The organism is Clostridium sp. ZBS2 (genome assembly GCF_023845855.1).
Classification (GTDB): Bacteria; Bacillota; Clostridia; order Clostridiales; family Clostridiaceae; genus Clostridium; species Clostridium aquiflavi.
The window spans coordinates 236852-257492 of the sequence record NZ_JAMQIF010000019.1 but is presented as its reverse complement, the minus strand read 5'-3'; the positions used below and the strand labels follow the sequence as shown (position 1 = coordinate 257492).

18 protein-coding genes and 1 pseudogene are annotated in these 20641 nt (G+C 29.2%); 9 read left to right on the top strand and 10 right to left on the bottom strand.

Annotated features, from left to right (window positions below):
• Positions 1-36: 36 nt before the first annotated feature.
• Positions 37-1251, top strand: a complete 1215-nt coding sequence (locus NG918_RS12405) for a DUF6348 family protein (protein WP_252226440.1) — start codon at positions 37-39, stop codon at positions 1249-1251.
• Positions 1252-1387: 136 nt separating this feature from the next.
• Here NG918_RS12405 and NG918_RS12400 read toward each other — a convergent pair whose 3' ends face one another.
• The 8 genes and pseudogenes from NG918_RS12400 to NG918_RS12365 form a co-directional block, all read right to left on the bottom strand.
• The gene (locus NG918_RS12400) at positions 1388-2551 is read right to left on the bottom strand and encodes a VWA domain-containing protein (protein WP_252226438.1); all 1164 of its coding nucleotides are present in this window, start codon (positions 2549-2551) and stop codon (positions 1388-1390) included.
• 12 nt (positions 2552-2563) lie between these two features.
• A complete protein-coding gene (locus NG918_RS12395; RefSeq protein WP_252214336.1) occupies positions 2564-4933 on the bottom strand; it encodes a DUF5682 family protein in 2370 nt (789 codons plus the stop codon).
• Positions 4934-4975: 42 nt separating this feature from the next.
• Complete coding sequence (locus tag NG918_RS12390) at positions 4976-6067, bottom strand: ATP-binding protein (protein WP_252226436.1); 1092 nt, start codon at positions 6065-6067, stop codon at positions 4976-4978.
• Positions 6068-6148: 81 nt separating this feature from the next.
• Positions 6149-7954, bottom strand: coding sequence for a hypothetical protein (locus NG918_RS12385; protein WP_252226434.1), 1806 nt, complete (start codon positions 7952-7954; stop codon positions 6149-6151).
• A 14-nt stretch (positions 7955-7968) separates the two neighbouring features.
• Complete coding sequence (locus NG918_RS12380; RefSeq protein WP_252226432.1) at positions 7969-9417, bottom strand: SWIM zinc finger family protein; 1449 nt, start codon at positions 9415-9417, stop codon at positions 7969-7971.
• Between the two features lie 335 nt (positions 9418-9752).
• Entirely contained in the window at positions 9753-10508 is a 756-nt protein-coding gene (locus NG918_RS12375; protein ID WP_252214344.1) for a J domain-containing protein, read from the bottom strand.
• 23 nt (positions 10509-10531) lie between these two features.
• Positions 10532-10762, bottom strand: a pseudogene (locus NG918_RS12370) (serine dehydratase subunit alpha family protein); the annotation flags it as partial.
• Positions 10763-11019: 257 nt separating this feature from the next.
• Positions 11020-13026, bottom strand: coding sequence for an FAD-dependent oxidoreductase (locus tag NG918_RS12365; RefSeq protein ID WP_252214346.1), 2007 nt, complete (start codon positions 13024-13026; stop codon positions 11020-11022).
• A gap of 419 nt (positions 13027-13445) precedes the next feature.
• On the opposite strand from NG918_RS12365, the gene NG918_RS12360 reads away from it, so the two are divergent.
• Complete coding sequence (locus NG918_RS12360; protein WP_252226429.1) at positions 13446-14054, top strand: TetR/AcrR family transcriptional regulator; 609 nt, start codon at positions 13446-13448, stop codon at positions 14052-14054.
• A gap of 346 nt (positions 14055-14400) precedes the next feature.
• On the opposite strand, the gene NG918_RS12355 is transcribed toward NG918_RS12360, so the two are convergent.
• Positions 14401-15453: a galactose ABC transporter substrate-binding protein gene (locus tag NG918_RS12355; RefSeq protein ID WP_252214350.1), complete on the bottom strand. Its 1053-nt coding sequence runs from the start codon at positions 15451-15453 to the stop codon at positions 14401-14403.
• A 345-nt stretch (positions 15454-15798) separates the two neighbouring features.
• Between NG918_RS12355 and NG918_RS12350 the strand changes: the two genes are divergently transcribed.
• Positions 15799-16527 (top strand): DUF421 domain-containing protein, encoded by a 729-nt coding sequence (locus NG918_RS12350; protein ID WP_252214352.1) that lies wholly within the window; start codon positions 15799-15801, stop codon positions 16525-16527.
• Between the two features lie 14 nt (positions 16528-16541).
• A complete protein-coding gene (locus tag NG918_RS12345; RefSeq protein WP_252214354.1) occupies positions 16542-16907 on the top strand; it encodes a DUF4363 family protein in 366 nt (121 codons plus the stop codon).
• Between the two features lie 197 nt (positions 16908-17104).
• Here NG918_RS12345 and NG918_RS12340 read toward each other — a convergent pair whose 3' ends face one another.
• Complete coding sequence (locus NG918_RS12340) at positions 17105-17308, bottom strand: DUF1657 domain-containing protein (protein ID WP_252214356.1); 204 nt, start codon at positions 17306-17308, stop codon at positions 17105-17107.
• Positions 17309-17544: 236 nt separating this feature from the next.
• On the opposite strand from NG918_RS12340, the gene NG918_RS12335 reads away from it, so the two are divergent.
• Genes NG918_RS12335 through spoVAE form a run of 5 tightly spaced genes read left to right on the top strand, consistent with a single transcriptional unit; the run spans position 17545 to position 20494 of the window.
• The gene (locus NG918_RS12335) at positions 17545-17751 is read left to right on the top strand and encodes a DUF1657 domain-containing protein (protein ID WP_252214358.1); all 207 of its coding nucleotides are present in this window, start codon (positions 17545-17547) and stop codon (positions 17749-17751) included.
• A 12-nt stretch (positions 17752-17763) separates the two neighbouring features.
• Positions 17764-18624: a DUF421 domain-containing protein gene (locus NG918_RS12330; RefSeq protein WP_252214360.1), complete on the top strand. Its 861-nt coding sequence runs from the start codon at positions 17764-17766 to the stop codon at positions 18622-18624.
• 12 nt (positions 18625-18636) lie between these two features.
• Positions 18637-19116 (top strand): stage V sporulation protein AC, encoded by a 480-nt coding sequence (spoVAC, locus tag NG918_RS12325; protein WP_252214362.1) that lies wholly within the window; start codon positions 18637-18639, stop codon positions 19114-19116.
• Positions 19117-20118: a stage V sporulation protein AD gene (gene spoVAD, locus NG918_RS12320; protein ID WP_252214364.1), complete on the top strand. Its 1002-nt coding sequence runs from the start codon at positions 19117-19119 to the stop codon at positions 20116-20118.
• Positions 20119-20140: 22 nt separating this feature from the next.
• Positions 20141-20494 (top strand): stage V sporulation protein AE, encoded by a 354-nt coding sequence (spoVAE, locus tag NG918_RS12315; protein WP_252214366.1) that lies wholly within the window; start codon positions 20141-20143, stop codon positions 20492-20494.
• The last annotated feature ends 147 nt before the right edge of the window (positions 20495-20641 follow it).

Genomic DNA, 20641 nt, shown 5'->3' with positions numbered 1-20641 from the left:
TTGAAATTGTAACTAAATACAAAAGGAGATTATTTAATGGGTTTTATACGCAACTTATTCAAAGGAAAAAAAGACAAAAATCATATGGATTCAAATAATTTTTATAATACTCAAGAAAATGAAAATGCTTTAAATAATTCTGATTTAACAAATGAAGAAAAAGTACTTAATATACTGATTAATTCTGTTGAAAATAGTGTACTAGAATCTAATTCATTATTTATAACAGATATAAAGTTAAAAATAGAAGTACATGTTCCTCAAGCTACTGAAAATATGGCACAAGTTATATTTGTGTTAAAACATAATTTATTTAATGAAGAGTTTGTTGAATCATCAGCAGGTGTTGGAAATACTACAGATATAGCATTACAACAGGCAACTGCCAGCTTCTGTTTTTCTGCTTTATGTGGTATAACACATGCTTTAAAGGATGAATATGGACAAGACTTTGAAAGTAAATTTAACAAAAAGATAAGTAAATTCAAACTATATAAAAGCTGCATATCATCTCAAGGTAAAAAGAAAGTTCAACAAAATCCTATAGATTATTGGGAAGTTATTAATAATGAAATAAAAAATAGATTAGGCATCAAACCAGTATACTGGGTAAAAATATATCTTAGCAAAACTGCTAATTCAGTTAACTGTGAATGTCGAATAAATGGAATAGTAAGTAACAACATTACTAAAATATTAAATAAAATTGCAGAAGAATGGGATGTAGAAACTACTTTATATTCAGAAAAGCAATTCTTTGTTTTGATACAAGCTAAGGAAACCTACACTCAATACAAATTCAGCAAAGAACAAGTCATTCACAATACACTAAAAGCATTAGATTTGTTTAAATTATGTGATACAAACGAAAAATATGAAAATTTATATTATCAGTTCATAAAAATGTGTAATGATCCATCTTTAGCATGTGACTTATTTAACTTTATTCCAGAGATATTCTGTAAATTTATCTTTCCTGAAGTACAATATGCTGAGAATATGACACTATGTAGTAGCATCGAAAATGTTACTTTATTTAAAGATCAGCTTACTTCTTATAACTGGATATATCAAACTATTGATAATCAAATAAGAAGAGGTTGTTTTAATAATGATGAATTTAGAAATATTGTAACCTGCAGTGCTTCATTTAACGCTATAAACAAAGCTCTTAATGATGGAAGTAAAATAGAAGATTTACTTATGTGTCCTTTATCTTTTAATATTTGTGAAGATTACATTATTTCATAACTTATTTATTGTAAATTCCTGTACAACCTCAAACAGCAGATAGTTTCATGTCAAATCAAAACTATCTGCTGCTTTTATTTAATTACCTTAATATATATAACTTGCTTACAAGAAATTAAAATGTTCCAACATAAAATTATTTTTTATCTATCCTTATCTCTTCACCCTTTAATGCTTTTTCAAGTAATTCTGGAAGAAAATTGGGTGAACATGCAAAACTCGGTACTCCAAACTTAGCAAACTTATTTGCAAGATCCTTATTGTAATATGGTTCTCCATTATCACTTATTGCAAGAAGACACACAACAGTTACTCCACTTTCTTTAAGATATTTTATCTTATTTATTAGTGCACCCTGATTACCCCACTCTTCAAGATCTGATATGAGAAATAAAAGTGTTTTCTTTGGATCTCTTATAAACTGCTCACAATAAACTACTGATTTATGTATATCAGTACCTCCACCAAGCTGTATTCCAAAAAGCATATCAACAGGATCATCATATTTTTCAGTAAGGTCAACAATACTTGTATCAAATGCAACAACCCTTGTACTTACAGATGACATTTTTGCAAGAATACATCCCATTACTGTTGAATATAAAATTGATTCTCCCATTGATCCACTCTGATCAATATCAAGTATTATATTCCATCCATTTGCTTTATTCATATGCTCAAAAAAATACATTTTTTCAGGTATTATTTTATTTAAATCTTTATTGAAATTTTTTAAATTCCTTCTTATTGTATAGTTAAAATCAAGACTTGATGCTGTTCCTCTTGAAACATGATTCTTTTTGTTTAGTGCTGCAAGAACTGCTTTCTGCACATCATTATTTATTCTTTTATTTATATCCTCTACAATATTTTGTATATACTGACGTACACTTTCTTTTGAACGTTCTGGAACCTGGTTTTTGAGTGTTAATAATGTGCAAGCAAGATTTATATCTGGTGCCATTCCATTTAATACTTCTGGTTCAAGCAAAAGTTGTTTCATTCCTTTTCTTTCTATTGCATCATTTTGAATTACCTTAACTATATCCTTGTCAAATATTTTTCTTATGTCTCCAAGCCATTTTGAAATCTTAGGAGCAGAAAACCCGTTACCTGCACCGCCATATTTCTCAAGTTCATGATTGCTGTTGTCATAAATGGCATCTAATGCATTAGCCATTAGGAGTTCTTCTTTATCAAGTGCTATAATTCCTTTATCTCCAACTATGCTTTTAAATGATTCCTCACTTTCTTTTCCAAGAACCATTCTCCACTTTTTTATATTTTCAGTTTTCTCCAAACATTCTACCCCCTAAAAATCATCAAAATTGAAATTATCAAGATCTTCTAATATTTTTTCTTCATCTTCTGATAATTCTTCATTTAAATATTCACTTAAATCATCTGCACTTATTCCCCATAAGTTTGCAAGATTTTCTGCTACCATATATTTTTCTTTTCCATTAAAGGTACTGAATGTTCTGTGAAGAAATACTACTGCACTTTTGAATTCTTCCTTATCAAGATTCATAATATATTCATCAAGCTTTTCCCATATAGTGAGATTTCCTAAAATAACATATCTGTTTCTACATGCCAGCCCTTCAAACCATCCTGCTCCTATATCTGGTGGAATTCCTGGAAGAAGTCTTCTTCCAATTTCACTGCTAAGCATTTCCTTATCAATAAGTCCTCTTTCTATAAGAATTGAACATGCTATTCCTGAAAGTTTTGAATTTCTGTCATCTCTGTTTGAAAGCTCTATGAGTTCTCTTATATAAATTTCAGTATTAACTACATCCTCATGGTATTGTGCTATTACATCAAGCTGTTCAATTGATTTGCTTAATAATTTTGCTGCAGCATCATCACAGTTTGAACATTCAACCATTATAAGCGCTGCCCTTAAAAACAGTTCTGATAAAATTGGCTTTAATATTTCTGTGTCTATCTTTCTTATTGTTCCAAATCTAATTATATATGATAAATTAAATGCAACTTCTGAAATTTCATCTAAAGCATTTATATCCACTGCAAGTTTCTGAAGTATATTAATTGAATATGATGCCATTTTATCCATACCACACTCATAACATTTTGAAATCATCTCTGAAACTTCTTTTATCTTACTTGCTTTATCAAGCCTATCTTTCAGTACATACGCTGCTGCTATCTCTATTGTATCCCCCATTAGTGATGCTTCAACTATTTCAATTTCAGTTTCAGGCCTCCATGCTAATGTCCATGCTTCCTTCCAGTTATTATCTCCATTTAATCTTCTCTGAATTTTACCAAAAGAAATATTTAATACCTCAAGCTGATGTAAAAATGATGAACGATTTAAATCCATAAAAGCTGATTTCTCACTTTTTACTCTTCGGTTTTCCCTCAAATCCAAAGTTACATCAGTAGCAACTAAAGTTTTATATGAAGTAAGCTTTAAATCCTTTATCATAAAATTAAAATTATTTTGCAAAGATGTATTACACATTCCTTCTGGAAGATGCCCTATTTTAGTACCTATTTCAACTTCAGCAGCTGCTGTCACAATTTTACTGAACGTTCCTTCTCCAAGACATGTTTTTGCCCCGTCCCTTAAGTCCTGAAGAATAGGAATATTCCCTCCATGCATATTTGAAAGTGCTTTTGCAAGTCTTACGGCTTCTATAACTTCTGCTGATGACTTTATATGACCTTCTTTTCTCATACTTCTTACTATTACAGTAAGATATCTTTGTGGAAGTTCATCAAGTTTATTTTCATTTAATAATTTCCACATCATTTCAAAATAATTTGGTGCCTTATTTCCTGCCCCATAGCCACTTCTATCACTTAACCTGTAATATGAATAAGGCATAAGAGTAAGCTTTGAAGATTTTCTAGGAAGTTTTTTTATTTCTTCTTCACTAAGTGGTAAAGTCTTTTCACTCATAAGGCTTAATGTATGATATGCACCAGTGACTATTACCATTTTATTTTCTCTGTAACCGTCTTTTACAGCCCTTTCAATTTCACTTTTCATAAAAGCTTCTCTTAAAATATTTCTCGCATCATCTTTTTGTCTGCTTTCCTGTATCTGCCTTAAATTGCTTCCAAATTCCATCATGGCCTGTCTATAATAATTATAGTCAAGATGTTCAAAGTTCCTTTCCCAGAATGCATCATAGTCAAATTCATCACATGATCTATATAATGTTTCATATATATCTGTATAAATTTCATCTTCATTACTGATCTGTTTATCATTAAGTTCCAGATCCTTTTTTATATTGGAATCATCAGATCTTTCTGTATTTTCTTCGTCTTCACAAAGCATATTTTCCATTGCCAAAAACACATCTGATGGCAAATCAATAAAACGTACTTCCTTGTTATTAGATTTTGCCCATTTTATTGCAACATACTCTGGTGAATATGATGCAAGAGGATAAAGAATTGTTTTAACAGGCATTTCATCCGTATAAGCCAATATTGCAATTGGAGGCACAACATGTCTATTTACTATATTATCAAGTTCATTATTGGCATCACTTGGCCCTTCTACAAGTACAATATCGGGATTTATCTTATCTAAGTATTTTTTTAAAGCATATGCTCCATTAGGGGAAAGATGTCTTACAGGGAAGAAGCTGGCTGCATAATTTTTTTCATGGATATTTACTTCTTTATTGCTTCCACTCATACTTTTTTCTCACTTTCCTTAAAACTTTTTTCAATTAATAGTCTAAGAATTCATCTCATTGCATGCTGTATAAAGCTCACGCCACTCTTGTCCTCTTTTTTTCAATATATTGTTTAGATATTCCTTCCATGCCAGAACATCTTTTTCATCATCTTTTATAACTGCCCCCTGAAGTGAAGAAGCAAGATCATAATCGCTTATATCACCATTTCCAAATCCGGCTGCAAGTGCCATACTATTTGCAAGAAGTGAAATAGCTTCTGCTGTAGATAATACACCTGAAACAGGCTTTATTTTTTGTTTTCCATCAATTGTTACACCATTTCTTAATTCTCTAAATATAGTAACTACCTTTTCTATGATTTTTTCTGATGGAAGTGGTGAATTAAGTTGAAGATTTTCTGAAAGTTGTGAAACCCTTTTTGTTACAATATTAACTTCTGTCTGCATATCATCAGGAGCTGGAAGAACAACTATATTAAATCTTCTTTTAAGTGCTGCTGACATTTCATTTACACCTTTATCTCTTGTATTAGCTGTAGCAATAATAGAGAAACCTCTTGTTGCTGGAACTTCTTCTCCAAGTTCAGGAACTGAAATCCTCTTTTCTGAAAGAAGTGATATAAGTGCATCCTGAACTTCAGATGGACATCTCGAAATTTCTTCAATACGCGCTATTCCCCCTTCTTCCATTGCACTATAAACTGGACTTTTTATAAGAGCTTCTGAAGTTGGACCATTAGCAAGAAGCATTGCATAATTCCATGAATAACGAATCTGTTCTTCTGTTGTACCTGCTGTGCCTTGTACAACTTTTGTGGAATTTCCATAAATAGCAGCAGTCAAATGTTCTGAAAGCCATGATTTTGCAGTTCCTGGTTCACCAACTAATAAAAGTGCTCTATCTGTAAGAAGTGTTGCAATACATATTTCAACAAGCCTCTTGTTTCCTATATATTTAGGAGTTATTTTCTTGCCATCAACTTCACCGCCTATAATATATGTAAGAACTGCTTTAGGAGACATTTGCCATCCTGATGGTATTGAATTTTTATCACTTTTCTTTAAAATATCAATTTCTTTTTTATAAAGAACTTCTGCTGGATGTCTTAATATATCTTTTTTCTTTTTCATTCTACATTTATCCTTCCCGCTTCTAATTTTTATCATTTAATTTTTCAAATGTTATTTATAATTCCACTAAAACAAATATGTTTATCTACCTAAAGCTAAAATGTCTATAAGATAATCAATTCTCTTTAATACAGCATCATCATAAAGTACATATTCTGATACTTCATTTTTAAGATTTTCTAAAAATGTAATATCATCAGCATTCATATATACTTGATAAGCAGGTGTTAAATATCTGAAATATTTTGAAAAATATAAAACATTATTCATGGCTTCTTCTTTGGCTCCAATTTTAAATAATATTGTCATTATACTTCTTATTCTGTTTCCATCACATATATTTTTACTATGGTTTGTGTCAAGATAATATACTTTCTTGCCTTTTGATTCAGGTTCATTTTTCATATTTTCAATATAATTTAAACAGAACTTTTTTACCCTGCTTTTTTCTTGATCATTTAGATCTTTGCTTACAAATTCATATGCATAATCAATAAGGTTTTTATCATTCATTGCAGTATATACCCATCTTTCGTCCCACGACTTAAAATTTATTATATTTACAGGTATACGATCAGATGCTCCTACAACATAACCTGACATATAATAATAATTAAACATAATTTTTATTGAATTTGAAAGAGTTGATTCATTTGGTGAAAACTTCTTATTTATAATTTTTGAAAATTCTTCAAATATCTCTTCTTTTGAATATATCTTTTGTGCAGCTGCAAAACTTATTCCAATATAAAATTCACTCTTTTTCTTAAGATCAAAAAGATATTTATATACCGCCTCATCGTCCTGATAAAAAAGGTTTACTGCTGCATTTCTCTTATAATCTCCTAAATTAAATTCAAAATCAACAGCCTTCTTTAAGACTTCTATAATCCTTTTGGATTTAAAATTCTTTGATGCATCAAGCATTTCATAAAAAAACTCATAGTCCTTAGTATTTTTTTCTCCAAATTCCTTTGTCATGCTTTCTTCAATAAGTTCAATAATTTCATCTTCTTTAATAAATAGTCTTTCATTTAAAACTTCATTTAAAAATTTTATATTTTTTAAGCAATATTTTTTAACTTCTTCATCTGCCTTTTCAGTATCCATACATGCTAGCGCTAATATTCTTGCTTCTTTTAATGCTTTCTTTTTTAATTTTAAATCCAAAAGAAATTGTTCATTATTTCTATCATCTTTTAATGCTTTGATTGCTACAGCTATTACATTATCAGCATCCTCTTCAAGAACACACTTTTTATAAAAATTATTATATTTTTCTTTTCCAACATTAGATATTATTTTTACAATATTGCATTTTGCAACTTTATCACTTTTTTCAAATTTCTCCATTAATATATGTACAATATCCTCATTATATTGTGAAAGAATAGTTACAATACTAAAATCATACTCATATACATATGAATTAGATAATTCGCCTAATAAATCATTTAATAGCCTGTAATCAAAAAGTTTATTTTCCTTAAATGCTTTTTTTAATGAAGCCCATTTTGTAGTAGTTCCACCTTTTAAAATTTCTTTTATATTTCTTATTTCTGAATATCTTAAGACTGAAGTTCCTTTTATATTTTCATCAATTTCAAATTTTTCTTCTTTTTCAATGCTTTGGGAATTTCCCTGTGTATATAAAACTGCATTAATTAAATTCACAAGCTCACACATTATAATATAAGCATTTTCACTACTTTCATTTAAAAGACCTTCAAGCATTGAATATATTTTAGAAAAAACTTGCGCTTTACCGCTTAATAACTTTATTTTCTCAGATATTTTCTTAAGTCTGAAATCATCACTTAAAGACTTTGTTCCCAAAACAGCAGCTTGTCCTAAGGAATGTTTTAACTGTATTAATAATTCGTTCATAATATCACCTTTTACTATCCTAATATTCTTATAATTTGATCATCTGTAACAACACTTATAGGCTGCATTGTAAGTTTTCCTGTATTTAAATCATGTTCAAATATACCAAGCATTACATTCTCTTTTAAATCTTTACTACCAAGCATAAACTTTAAATTTTCAAGTGTTGAAGGCATTGAGGTATCTTTTGTATTTTTAAGCATAATTGTTTCTCCATGGTCATCCTTTATTGCTAACTCCTCTCCAAACTTAACTAGCTCATTATAATGCATTAAGAAAATTGGATGTTTATCATATAATGTATTTTTAAGCTGAATCTTTACTTCTTTTAAAGCTTCTTTATAATTTGTCTTAGCAGATTTTCTTATTTCTTTTATATCTTCTTTTGAAACTTTTCTCATAACTCCGCCTTCAAATCTTATACGTGGATTATTCTGACCTGGATAAATATAAAATTCAGGTACCTCAAAAACTTCAAATATCGTATCTTCTTCCTTAATTTTGTTACTTATTCGATAAGGTCTGTAATTCATCGTCTTATAGATCTTATCTTCACTAAGATTTATGTAAAATCCTGTATCAATATAGGTTTTTCTTAAGTCATCTTCTTCACAATAAAAACCAAGCTGCAATAACTTTCCATTTTCACTGTAAAAGCCAAGATTTCTGAGTTCACTAAGTTTCCATATATAACCGAGCTTTGTAAATATATCAGCACTCTCTTCATCTATAAATTTCTTTTCTTTAATATGCTTATTTAAAACAGTTCTAGCTTTTACATTAAGATTTTGAATATATCCTAATGAATCCAATGTTTTTTCATAATATATTTCATCCTCTATATCTTTATCTTCCTTAATAATTCTTAAATTTTCTAAAATATCCCCTATTATTACTGAATGTTCTGGAAGATAATAATTACTGTTTAAAGATTTTATTAGCTCTTTGTTGTATATCTTTATCTGTGATAATGTAATAGATGCAAGTCCAACTGAAAGCGTGTCATTTATAAATTTATCTACAATTTCTAAACCTTCAAGCTGTGTTTTCATTTTCTTTATAAATGCACTTACATTAACCTTCTTAGGCTTTATTATCTCTTCTTTTTTCTTTTCTTCCTTCTTTTCTATTTTTTCTCTTTTCCTTAAAACATCCTCAGGAATTTCCCCTGTTTCAAACTTACTGCTATCTTCAAAATATTGATATAAAAGTGCAGTTGCATGTTTGCATGGAATCTGTCTGCTTGGACAGCTACATCTGAAAACAGGTTCATTTTCATTAATAAAGTCTACTGATACTATATAATTCTTTTTTCCACTCCCCATACACTCCCCATAAATGAGAGTCTTATCTCCTATAATATGTGTTTTTATAATTTGATTTTTGCTTACAAGCTTTTTTGCATTATTAAATGAACTTGCATTATAAGCAGTTGATTCAACATATTCTTTGGTTAATTTCAAAATAACGTCACCTAACCTTATAACAATTTTTTAGTTTTTATGTAATAAATAGTATTATACAATCAGTTTATCATATTTATGTAATATACTTAATATTTTTATATAAATTTAATAACATAAAATATATATTATGTTATTAAATTGAAACTAAATTAATTGTATATTATGGTTAATCTAAAGTATAAAAATAAAAAATGCTAAAAATCCACGAAAATGAACTGCTCCCTGTCAAGTAGACAGAGAGCAGTTCAAAATCCAATATTCAGATTTTCATAGTTTTCCTTATACTCCTATTATATTTAATACTTAAATTTATATATCATCTTAAATAAATATTAAAAAACAAAGTCTTTTAACATATTATTTAATTTTTCAAAAATTCTCAACACAAACTTTAATATATAAGGTAAGAAGAATGATGCTAATAATACTGAAGTAGCCAAAATCAGTATATTATAATTTATAACTTGTCCTAAATTAACCTGATATAGGTGTATAGCTCCTATTGATATAGATCCAACTATTAATACTTTAGATGCTATCCATGAAACTACATTTATGATCTGACATAATAATATTATTATTGATAATACAGCTATTAATGGTAAAGCTAATATCTTAAATGGTAACATAAACAAATCAAATATTTGCTTAGTATTACTTTTGGGACTTTTTTCAACCATTTTTTGTTTTCTAAGTTTTTCTTCTCTATTATCATTCCTATTATTTTTCTTATCTTTATTTTCTGAAAATCCTCTTTTACCATCGTCTTTCTTTTTTGTGCTAGTATTTCTAACTTTGCTTTTTGATCTATTTCTAGAAACTGAATTTCTATTTTTATTATTAACTTCCAATTCCTTTTCTATTTCTTGCGGCTGCATAATTAGCGTTTCATTTTTATCCATTAGTGGACTTTCTTCTAACCTATTTAAAGCTTCATATGCCTCATTAAATAACTTCAAAAATTCATTAAGTCGTTTTTCATTAACTACTTCCTTTTTAATTTTTTCTACTTGCTTTTCATACGCTTCTCTTATTTCTTTTTTTGATGCATTTTTTTCTACACCTAATATTTTATGATAATCCATCATTTATCATCTCCATTTAAATATGCTATTCCTGCTACCAGTGCTGCTTCTATCCCCTTTAATCCATTTGTATTTGGTACAATAATACTTTTTACATTTTTAATAATGTTACTGCTTACCTCAATTTTACATTTTTCAGGAACTCCACCTAAAACCTCTCTAGTCTTAGCTCCTCCATAAGCTATTGCAATTGGTTCTGTGCATCCCATTGCTGGAACTAGTTCTTCCTTCAATATTTGAACATAAGCATTATAGATTCTATCATTTTTTTCATACTAAATTACTCCCTTACATAGCATTTACCAGTTTGTAAGTAGTTTATTTAAATTTTCACCTTATTATTACTTAAAATATTATACTGAAAATTAAAGTTAATTTAAAGTACTATCGTTCATCAAGAAACGTTTAGAGATTTTAAAAGTAGTGGATTTAATATAGACGATACTAGGGATAATTGGCTAAATAAAAATAAAAGAGTTGTATAAAAACATAATTTTACACAACTCTTTTATAATTATATACTTCTTGCTACTTCATATGCATCCCATATAGCATACATGATATTCTTTACTTGTTTTGCATCTCCTAATATATATAAATCTTCTATTTCCATTTTCAACTCATCATATAAATTTTTATTTGATCTATATCCTATAGACATTATTACTGTATCTGCCTCTAATATTTCTTCTATACCATCACTGTTTTTAACTATTGCTCCCTCATCATTAGCTGCTGCTATAGATGTTGATGTTATTATTTTAACATTTTCATATTTTAATAAATTTTTAAGCATATCATAGTTCATAAACGGTAAATTGTGAGGTCCTCCTAAAATTTCCTTACTTGCCTCTACAATTGTTACTTCTCTTCCTTTTTGAGCTAACCATAACGCAGTTTCGCATCCAACTAAACCAGCTCCAACTACAACTACCTTTTGCCCTGCTGATTCTGGATTTAATAAAATTTTATCAGCTGTTACAACCTTCCCATTATCAAATCCTGGAAGATTTAACATTATAGGATTTGAACCTGTAGCTACCACAACTACATCGAACTTGCTTTCTTTAATTTTTTCAGCAGTCATCTCAGATTCCATAAATACCTTAACCCCTGCATCTTTAACTGCTTTTGTATACCAATTAACTAAATGATAATCATCTTTTTTGAAGTTTGGTGCTCCCCCTGGTATTATATTTCCGCCTAGTTTATTTGATTTTTCGTGTAGTTCTACTTCATGCCCTCTAAGAGCACTAACTCTTGCAAATTCAAGCCCTGAAATACCCCCACCTATTACTAATACTTTCTTAGCTTCATCAGCTTTACTTATTCCATAAGTAGCTTCTCTTCCGCAGGCTGGATTTACTGCACAAGATAATCCTGATGCCTTTTCTATTCTTCCCATACAACCTTCATGACAGGATAAGCATGGTCTTACATCATCAATTTTTCCAACCCTAATTTTTTTAGGTAAATATGGATCTGCAAGTAAAGGTCTTCCTAATCCTATTATGTCAGCTTCACCATTTTCTAATGAAGTTAAAGCTATATCCGGGTTATCCATTCTACCTGCTAATATTACTGGTACGTCTACAACTTCTTTTACCATCTTTCCAAATGATCTATACATACCATCTTCAAAATACATTGGTGGATGATTCCAGTACCAAGAATCATATGTTCCTACATCTACATTTAATGCATCATATCCAGCTTCAACTAATATTTTAGCTGCCTGCAATCCTTCTTCATAATCACGACCCACTTCCACAAATTCTTCTCCTGGAAGTGCACCTTCTCTTAGTCCCTTCATCATACTTTTTAATGAATATCTTAAAGAAACTGGAAAATCTTCTCCACAAACTGCTTTTATAGATTTAACTATTTCCGTTGCAAATCTTAATCTATTCTCTAAGCTTCCACCAAATTCATCAGTACGCTTATTATAAAAAGATATTGCAAACTGGTCTAATAAATACCCTTCATGAACTGCATGTATTTCTACACCATCAAAACCTGATTTTTTTGCTATTGCTGCAGACATTGCAAATTTTTGTATGTAGGTTTTAACTTCTTCAGTTGCTAACTCTCTATGTTTTATATTTGCATCCCATCTATTTTCTTGTGCTGATGGTGCTACACATTTACCTTTCAAGAAACTTGGTATTCCTGAACGTCCTAATCCTGCAGTTAACTGCAAAAATATCTTAGCTCCATATGCATGAACTCTTTCTGTTAATATTTTTCCACTTTGTACAAAGTGTAGTGGACTCTTTGTAACACAAGGTATGCTTGGATTTTGTAAAGGCTCTATATCATTTTCCACATTACAAATACCAGTAATTATAAGTCCAGTTCCACCCTTTGCTCTTTCTACGTAATAATCAATTCCAGCTTTATTAAATGCTCCTTGTTCACTAGTAAATCCAACTGGTCCCATTGGTGCCATTGAATAACGATTTGGTATTTCTACTTTACCTATTTTAATAGGTTCAAATAATTTACTATACTTTTTGTTCATGTAATACTTCCTCCATTTGCTTACTATTCTATATACTTCATTGAATATATTCATCGAATATATTCAATGAATATATTTTAACATTATCACATTGATAATTTATTGTCAATATTTTGATTCGTAATTTTCTAAACTCATTTCACTGATAATATAATGAAATTTATTATATAGATCTTTATTTGTTTAAAAAAAAATTCAATTATAAAATATATCCCATTTTAGCTTTACTATGATATACTATGAAATGCATGAGATTAGATAATAATAGTCAAGTAAAATATATATGCTTCGCATCGAAAGATGCTAAACGGAATAATAAAATAGGACTAATGAAAAGATAATGCTATATAATGTTCGTTAGAATGATATTAAGTTTTCTATGAAATTTTATAACTACATCATACAAGGAGGGATTTTATTTGGATACGAAATTAACCAACAGGCAATATCAAGCTCTTAAAACTAAAGAAAATATACTTCATTGTGCATTACAATTAGTTAAAGAAATAGGCTTTGAAAAAGTTACTATATCCTCTATTTGCAAAAAGGCCAATGTATCAATCGGTTCCTTTTACCACTATTTTAAATCACTAGATTTTATAATAATTGAAACTTATAAATACTTCGATGAAATACTTACAAATTTAGACGAACAAGGGCATTTTAATGGAAATACTATAAATAGAATTATGCTAATTGTAAAAGAACAGCTAAGATATGCAGAAATTGAAGGAGTTGAAATTTTTACACAATTTTACAAAAGCCAAATTACAGTTGGAAATGAATATTTTTTATCCTTTGATAGACATCTATCAAAACTAATTTTAGATGCTGCAAAAGATGGTCAAAAATTAGGCATTTTAGACACTACCATTGATGCCTTAGAAATTACAAATGATATATTAACTATTTCTAGAGGTGTAATTTATGATTGGTGCTTAAAACATGGAAATTTCAACTTAATAGAGAAGGGTTGCAAACTAACTAAAGTTTATTTAGATTCCTATTTAGTTAATAGTTGTCCTTAGATTTTGAATTTATAATACCAATTATTATTGCAATTAAATTATTTAATCTTTTCGAAGATAAAAGTATAATTTTTCCAGTGTTTTTCAAATGTATTCTTGATTATTAATCATAAAAAACCACCTTTTCTTAGTAAATTTATTTGTTGCAAATAAATTTCACACTAGAATTGGTGGTTTTTTTATTATTTTCAGATTAATTTTTTTCTTAGAATGAATTTTGGAAATTATCTAGTTATTAGTTGTCCGTAGCCTCCATAATCTACATCTATTCTTATATCAATTTTTCTAAATTAATCACCAATTCACTAATAACTCTAACATACCTACGAATAATTACATTTAGTGTTTACTTTGTACTGTTTATGTACTCCCTGTAAGTTAAATGAACTGTAAATCCTGTATCGTCAAATTTATAGCTTGTATTTTCAAGAGGAGGATTGCCAGATGCTAAATTTATTCCAATAGAATAAAGAGCTTCAGCAAGATCGTGAGGATCTAAAGCAACAGTACCTGTCATAAAACCTTTTTGTATTAAATCTTTGGCAGCTGGCATTCCATCAATACCTAAAACTGGAATTGTTTCTGATTTATTTCCTTTATTATATCCATACTTCTGTAAAGCCTCAACAGCACCTACTGCCATAGCATCATTATTAGAAATTATAGCTTCAATTTTATTACCATATTTAAGAAACAGAGCTTCAATAGAACTTTTAGCGCAATCTTGCATCCATTCACAGTTAGAGGATGTAATCTCTTCTGTTTTTATTCCAGCCTCTTTAAGTGCTAAAATAGAGTATTTTGTTCTTAAATATGTTAACGGGCTACCAATTCTGCCTTTTAACATAACATACTGCAATACATCATCATGATTTTTATCTATGAACTCTTTATTAGAATTCCATTCATTAACAAGTATTTTTCCTTCCATAGTACCCGATTGCTCAAAATCTGCTCCAATAACAACAAATCGCTTATACGGTTTAATAAAGTTTATTATTTCTTCAGTGGGGTCTGGATTTAAAATTAAAGGAATATTTTTTCTCATGATTTTAATTAAAGTACTTTTTACATCGTCTAAGTTATGAGTAATTAAATTTATAATAAAAAGGTCATATTCTTCTGTAAGGGCTTTTTCTATACTTTCATTTTGTAAACTTTGATTATCTTTTGCATCAAAGAATGTAAATTTAACTTTATCTTTATTTTCTTTTTCAATACGTTCCAAATTTTGTTTAAGTAAAGAAACATACATAGCATTAGAATTGTCTAAGAATACACCTATCTTAACTGGAGTTTCTTTACTAAAATTTGAATTAGCAAATACATTATTTTTCAAAACTCCTATTAGGATAATTGGAATCATAATAAATATTAATATTTTTTTTAAAATGCTCATTTAAATCCTCCAAGATATCTCTTTAATTATAATAATTAATTTTAGCATTTGTATTAATAATAAAAAATATTCTAATTCAATATACTTTTCCTTAATTATATTTTCATTACATGATTTACCTTCTACAATACATTTTATATTAAACATATTGCTTTATTTAATTGCATTAATCAATTCATCTAATCTTCTTTTGCTTTATCCATTTATGAACACTTTATTTTTTAACTAAATAATATTTTATTTAGTTCCACTTAAAGTGTCCACTATTTTATACTAACACCAGTATAAAATTTACTTTAAGTCAAATAATAACTGTATATTATTAAGATTAGGAGGTAAAGAAAATTGAATGAAGGATTAGTAGTTTTTGTGCGTTCTATTATCGGATTTTTTTCCTTACTTATTTTTGCTAAAATATTAGGTAAACAACAAATAAGTCAATTAAGTTTTTTCGATTATGTCCTTGGAATAACAATTGGATCTATTGCTGCAACTCTTACAACAGACTTATCTAGTAGAGCTTGGCCTCATTTTATAGGTCTTTTTGTTTGGGCTCTACTAGGATATACAATGGAATATATTACATTAAAATGGAGATATGCTTCAAAATACATAGATGGAGAACCTACAATTATAATTATGAATGGTAAAATAATGGAGAATGCATTACGCAAAATGAAATACAAAGTCTCTGATATCATGGCACTATTAAGAAATAAAGATGTTTTTGATTTGTCACAAGTGGATTTTGCAATTATTGAACCAAATGGACAATTATCTGTACTTAAAAAACCACAATATGAACCTCTAACACCTAAAGATATGAATATTACTAAAGCGCCAACAGGCATAAGTACAGAACTTATTTACGATGGAATACTTATACATCAAAATTTAAAACAACTTAATAAAACTGAAAAATGGCTTATGGATCAGCTAAAAATGTACCAAATCAAGGATGTTTCAGAGGTATTTCTTGCAACACTGACTCCTTCTGGTTCCTTGTATATAGATAAATATGATGATCACACTGTAAAAATAACTGATGTTGGTGATTATAAGGGCCCATATTAAGGAGGAAAACTATCATGAGAAAATTTTTAGTCATAACTACACCTATAGTAGCATTAATTCTTTTTGTAGTAATTATGCTTAGTAGTACTATTTTAAAAAAATCATTAGGAAAAAATGATAATATTCCTGAGTCAATACAATTAATTATTCAAGATGTAGAATCAGAAAACTGGGAAGATGCTAGTGATAAAACAAAAAATTTGTCAAATGTTTGGAAAAGAGTAGTTAAAAGAATTCAGTTTAGTTCAGAAAGAGATGAAATAAATTCTTTTCAAGAGAGTATGGCACGTCTTAATGGTGCCATAATGGCAAAAGATAAATCTGCTTCACTTATTGAATTAAATGAAGCTTATGAGCATTGGGATGGATTAGGTAAATAAACTCTAAATGTGTTATAAAAAGCATAGTTATAATATGCTTTTTAACAATTATTTTTATATTGAAATTTTATTTATGTAATTAATTTATAGTTTAATAATTCCAGTAAGAACTCAAAATTATATTACATATTAATATACTCCCATATCTATAAAATATAAATTTAACTAGATATGAGAGTATATCAATTATTAATTAACTATTTATTATATTGAGGTTCTTCTTGTTTTACAAAATCAAGTCTTGATTGAATTGTTTGTTCTACATTTTCCATTGTATTTGCAAGTTGATTAAACATTTGTTTTGCTTCTTGATTATCTGTATCTAAAGAAAATGTCTTCATATCAGCACCTAATCCCTTAGCACTAGCTAATGCTGTTTCAAGTTTTGTTCCTGTTGGCATAACAACTCCTCCTTTGTATTTTTTATTACAACTATATTTTGTTCATAATTAATTTAAATATTCAATTTATTCATAATGAAATATATTCCTTTTTAAATCTAGTTTATATTTATTAATCCTTAACAATTTGTCTTTAATAATTTAAATAAATATATATATTAAAAATGAATTAAAACTAAGATTATTGGTTAAAGTAACCTAGAAAACAACTTAATAAATATAAAGGAGACTTTTATATGACTGCGATTTCAAAGGTAAAAGAAACATTAGCTACACTAAAGGGGTCTGAGGCCACCTTAAGAATGTATTCATTGCAAGAACGTGATAAAGAAGCTAGCGCTATTTATAATCAGGCATATAAAGAAATAAATGAAATTAAAACAGACTTAGAAAAAAGAATAGGCTTTATGGAGTTTGAGGAACCCCAATATAAAGGCAACTAAGTGAGGTGGCATATGGATTCTTGGTTAATACTATTATTTAATTCGATAATTTTATTTTTTTTAACATTAGTTATAACAAAATATATGAAAAAAAAGACCTTATCTAAGGCTACACCCTTTGATTTTATTTCTTATGCCGTCATTGCTATTATAATTACTTTAATTTCTTTAAATATAGTTAATAATATTTACTTCGGATTAATTACACTGTCTGTTTGGGCACTGATGCCTATTATCTTAGATTATGCTTCCATGAGAAGTAAATGGATTTATAACCTAATGCACGGTAAAGAACGGGTTCTTGTTAAAAACGGTAAAGTTATGGAAGATAACTTATCCAAAGAAAGAATTACAGGGCAAGAATTCCTACAACAAATGCGTTTAAAAAAAGTATTTAACTTAGCCGATGTTGAATTTGCTGTAATGGAAACAACTGGAGATATAAATGTTAGTTTAAAAGCTGATAAAAAGCCCATTACCCCATATGATTTAGGAGAAAAAGTAGCACCTAAGACTGAACCACAAACAGTTATTTTAGATGGAAACATATTAAATGAAGGTCTTACTAATGCTGGATTAAATCGAGGCTGGCTTACAACTCAGCTAGAAATCAAAGGGGTTATCCTTGAAAATGTTTTTCTTGGTCAAGTAGATTCTTCTGGCGACTTATATATAGATCTTTTTGATGATATGATACAAGTCCCTAAAACACAAATTAAAGAAATGCTCTATGCTAGTATTCAAAAAAGTCAAGCAGATCTTATTTCATTTTCTTTAGACTGTGACAATGAAGATGCAAAAACTATGTACTCACAAAGTGCTAAAAAATTAGAAAAAACCATAAAAAAATTAGAACCATATTTATTACGTTAGAAGGTGAAATAAATGTCAAATATGAAAAAGAAAAAAATGACCTCAGCTCAGCAGCAATATGATACATTAGTAAATAGTATAGAACCTAAAAGACCCATTTTAACTAATTGTATTAGAGCCTTTCTCGTAGGTGGCACAATATGTACAATTGGTCAAGGACTACAGTGGATTTTTATTAACTACTTTAATTTTGATGAAAAAACCTCAGTAGGTCCTACGTCCCTAGTTTTAATATTTTTTGCAGCTTTATTTACTGGCCTTGGAATTTACGATCATCTTAGTCAGTGGGCTGGATGTGGATCTGCTGTTCCTATTACAGGCTTTGCCAATTCTATAGCTTCTGCTTCAATTGAACATAAAACTGAAGGATTTGTACTTGGAGTAGCTGGAAATATGTTCAGTCTTGCAGGCGCAGTTATTGTTTATGGAGTTTTTGCTTCTTTTGTAATTGCTACAATAAAAATAACAATAACATGGTTGGGGGCGATGTAAATGCTTAAAGGACATCAATCCTGGATTTTTAATTCTAAACCTACAATATTAGCTTCTGCCGCCGTTGGTGGTCCTTTTGAAGGTAATGGTGCTTTAGCTGATGACTTTGATATACTTTATGATGATTTATGGCTTGGGCAAGATAGCTATGAAAAAGCAGAAAAGGCTCTACTTGAGCATGCTTGTGAAAGAGCAATACAAAAATCAAAGATACAAAAAGAAAATATTAACTTTTTCTTAAGTGGAGATTTAATGAATCAAATCATTTCTAGTAGCTTTACTGCAAGAACTTTAGGAATACCTTATTTAGGAATATTTGGTGCTTGCTCTAGCTCCATGGAAGGTTTAGCATTAGCTGCTCAATTAATAGAAAGTAAAGCAGCTAAATATGTTATAGCAGCTGCAAGTAGTCATAATGCAGCTGCTGAAAAACAATTTAGATATCCTACAGAATATGGTGTGCAAAGACCACCTACTGCTCAATGGACAGTAACTGGAGCTGGAGCTGCAGTCCTTGGACAAAATGGAAACGGACCTAAAATAACTTCTGCGACCATAGGAAGAGTAGTAGATATGGGTATTTCAGATCCATATAACGTTGGTGCAGCCATGGCACCAGCAGCTGTAGATACCATTGAAGCGCATTTTAGAGATTTAAATATTGATGCTTCTCATTATGATCTTATTGCCACTGGTGATTTAGGAAAAGTTGGCCATGAACTTGCTAATGCTTTATTAAAAAAACATGAAATAAATATGCCAACGGATATATTTACAGATTGTGGTCTTTTAATATATAAAGAAGACCAACCAAGCTTTTCTGGTGGAAGTGGCTGTGGTTGTTCTGCTACTGTAACTTATGGACATTTACTTAATCGTATGCGAAAAGGGGAATTAAAGAAAATATTGATTGTTGCAACAGGTGCCTTAATGTCTCCTATCTCCTTCCAACAAAAGGAAAGCATACCTAGTGTTGCCCATGCTGTTTCTATAGAAATGTAAAAAAGAAGGTGTGAGTTAAGTTATGGAAAAATTTATTTTTGCATTTATAATAGGTGGATTAATTTGTGTTATTGGGCAACTTATAATGGATACTTTAAAGATTACCCCTGCACATACAACTTGTACACTAGTTGTAATTGGTGCAATTTTAGGTGGATTTGGTCTATATGATCCTTTGGTGAAATTCGCAGGTGCTGGAGCATTTGTACCTATAAGTAGCTTTGGAAATACCCTTGTAACAGCTGCTATAACTGAGGCTGAGCAAACGGGTTTTATAGGAATATTTACTGGTGTTTTAAAGACAGTAAGTGTAGGTGTTTCCTCCGCAATAATATTTGGATTTATTTCTGCCATGATATTTAAACCAAAAGGTTAGGCATATGAAAAAATTCTTTTCAAAATAACCCACGTGAACACTTACATTGAACTGTTTCCTGTCTACTTTACAGGGGGCAGTTCACATTCATATTATCGTGGATTTCATAGTTGAGACAAGACGCGACCTTTAAAATCCACCAATAAT

Excerpts from the sequence above, each read along its gene's own strand:
- NG918_RS12395 (WP_252214336.1), bottom strand. The coding sequence starts at position 4,933 with ATGAGTGGAAGCAATAAAGAAGTAAATATCCATGAAAAAAATTATGCA.
- NG918_RS12335 (WP_252214358.1), top strand. The coding sequence starts at position 17,545 with ATGACTGCGATTTCAAAGGTAAAAGAAACATTAGCTACACTAAAGGGG.
- NG918_RS12385 (WP_252226434.1), bottom strand. The coding sequence starts at position 7,954 with ATGAACGAATTATTAATACAGTTAAAACATTCCTTAGGACAAGCTGCT.
- NG918_RS12345 (WP_252214354.1), top strand. The coding sequence starts at position 16,542 with ATGAGAAAATTTTTAGTCATAACTACACCTATAGTAGCATTAATTCTT.
- NG918_RS12375 (WP_252214344.1), bottom strand. The coding sequence starts at position 10,508 with ATGATGGATTATCATAAAATATTAGGTGTAGAAAAAAATGCATCAAAA.
- spoVAC (WP_252214362.1), top strand. The coding sequence starts at position 18,637 with ATGTCAAATATGAAAAAGAAAAAAATGACCTCAGCTCAGCAGCAATAT.
- NG918_RS12330 (WP_252214360.1), top strand. The coding sequence starts at position 17,764 with ATGGATTCTTGGTTAATACTATTATTTAATTCGATAATTTTATTTTTT.
- NG918_RS12405 (WP_252226440.1), top strand. The coding sequence starts at position 37 with ATGGGTTTTATACGCAACTTATTCAAAGGAAAAAAAGACAAAAATCAT.
- NG918_RS12365 (WP_252214346.1), bottom strand. The coding sequence starts at position 13,026 with ATGAACAAAAAGTATAGTAAATTATTTGAACCTATTAAAATAGGTAAA.
- NG918_RS12340 (WP_252214356.1), bottom strand. The coding sequence starts at position 17,308 with ATGCCAACAGGAACAAAACTTGAAACAGCATTAGCTAGTGCTAAGGGA.
- spoVAE (WP_252214366.1), top strand. The coding sequence starts at position 20,141 with ATGGAAAAATTTATTTTTGCATTTATAATAGGTGGATTAATTTGTGTT.
- NG918_RS12355 (WP_252214350.1), bottom strand. The coding sequence starts at position 15,453 with ATGAGCATTTTAAAAAAAATATTAATATTTATTATGATTCCAATTATC.
- NG918_RS12390 (WP_252226436.1), bottom strand. The coding sequence starts at position 6,067 with ATGAAAAAGAAAAAAGATATATTAAGACATCCAGCAGAAGTTCTTTAT.
- spoVAD (WP_252214364.1), top strand. The coding sequence starts at position 19,117 with ATGCTTAAAGGACATCAATCCTGGATTTTTAATTCTAAACCTACAATA.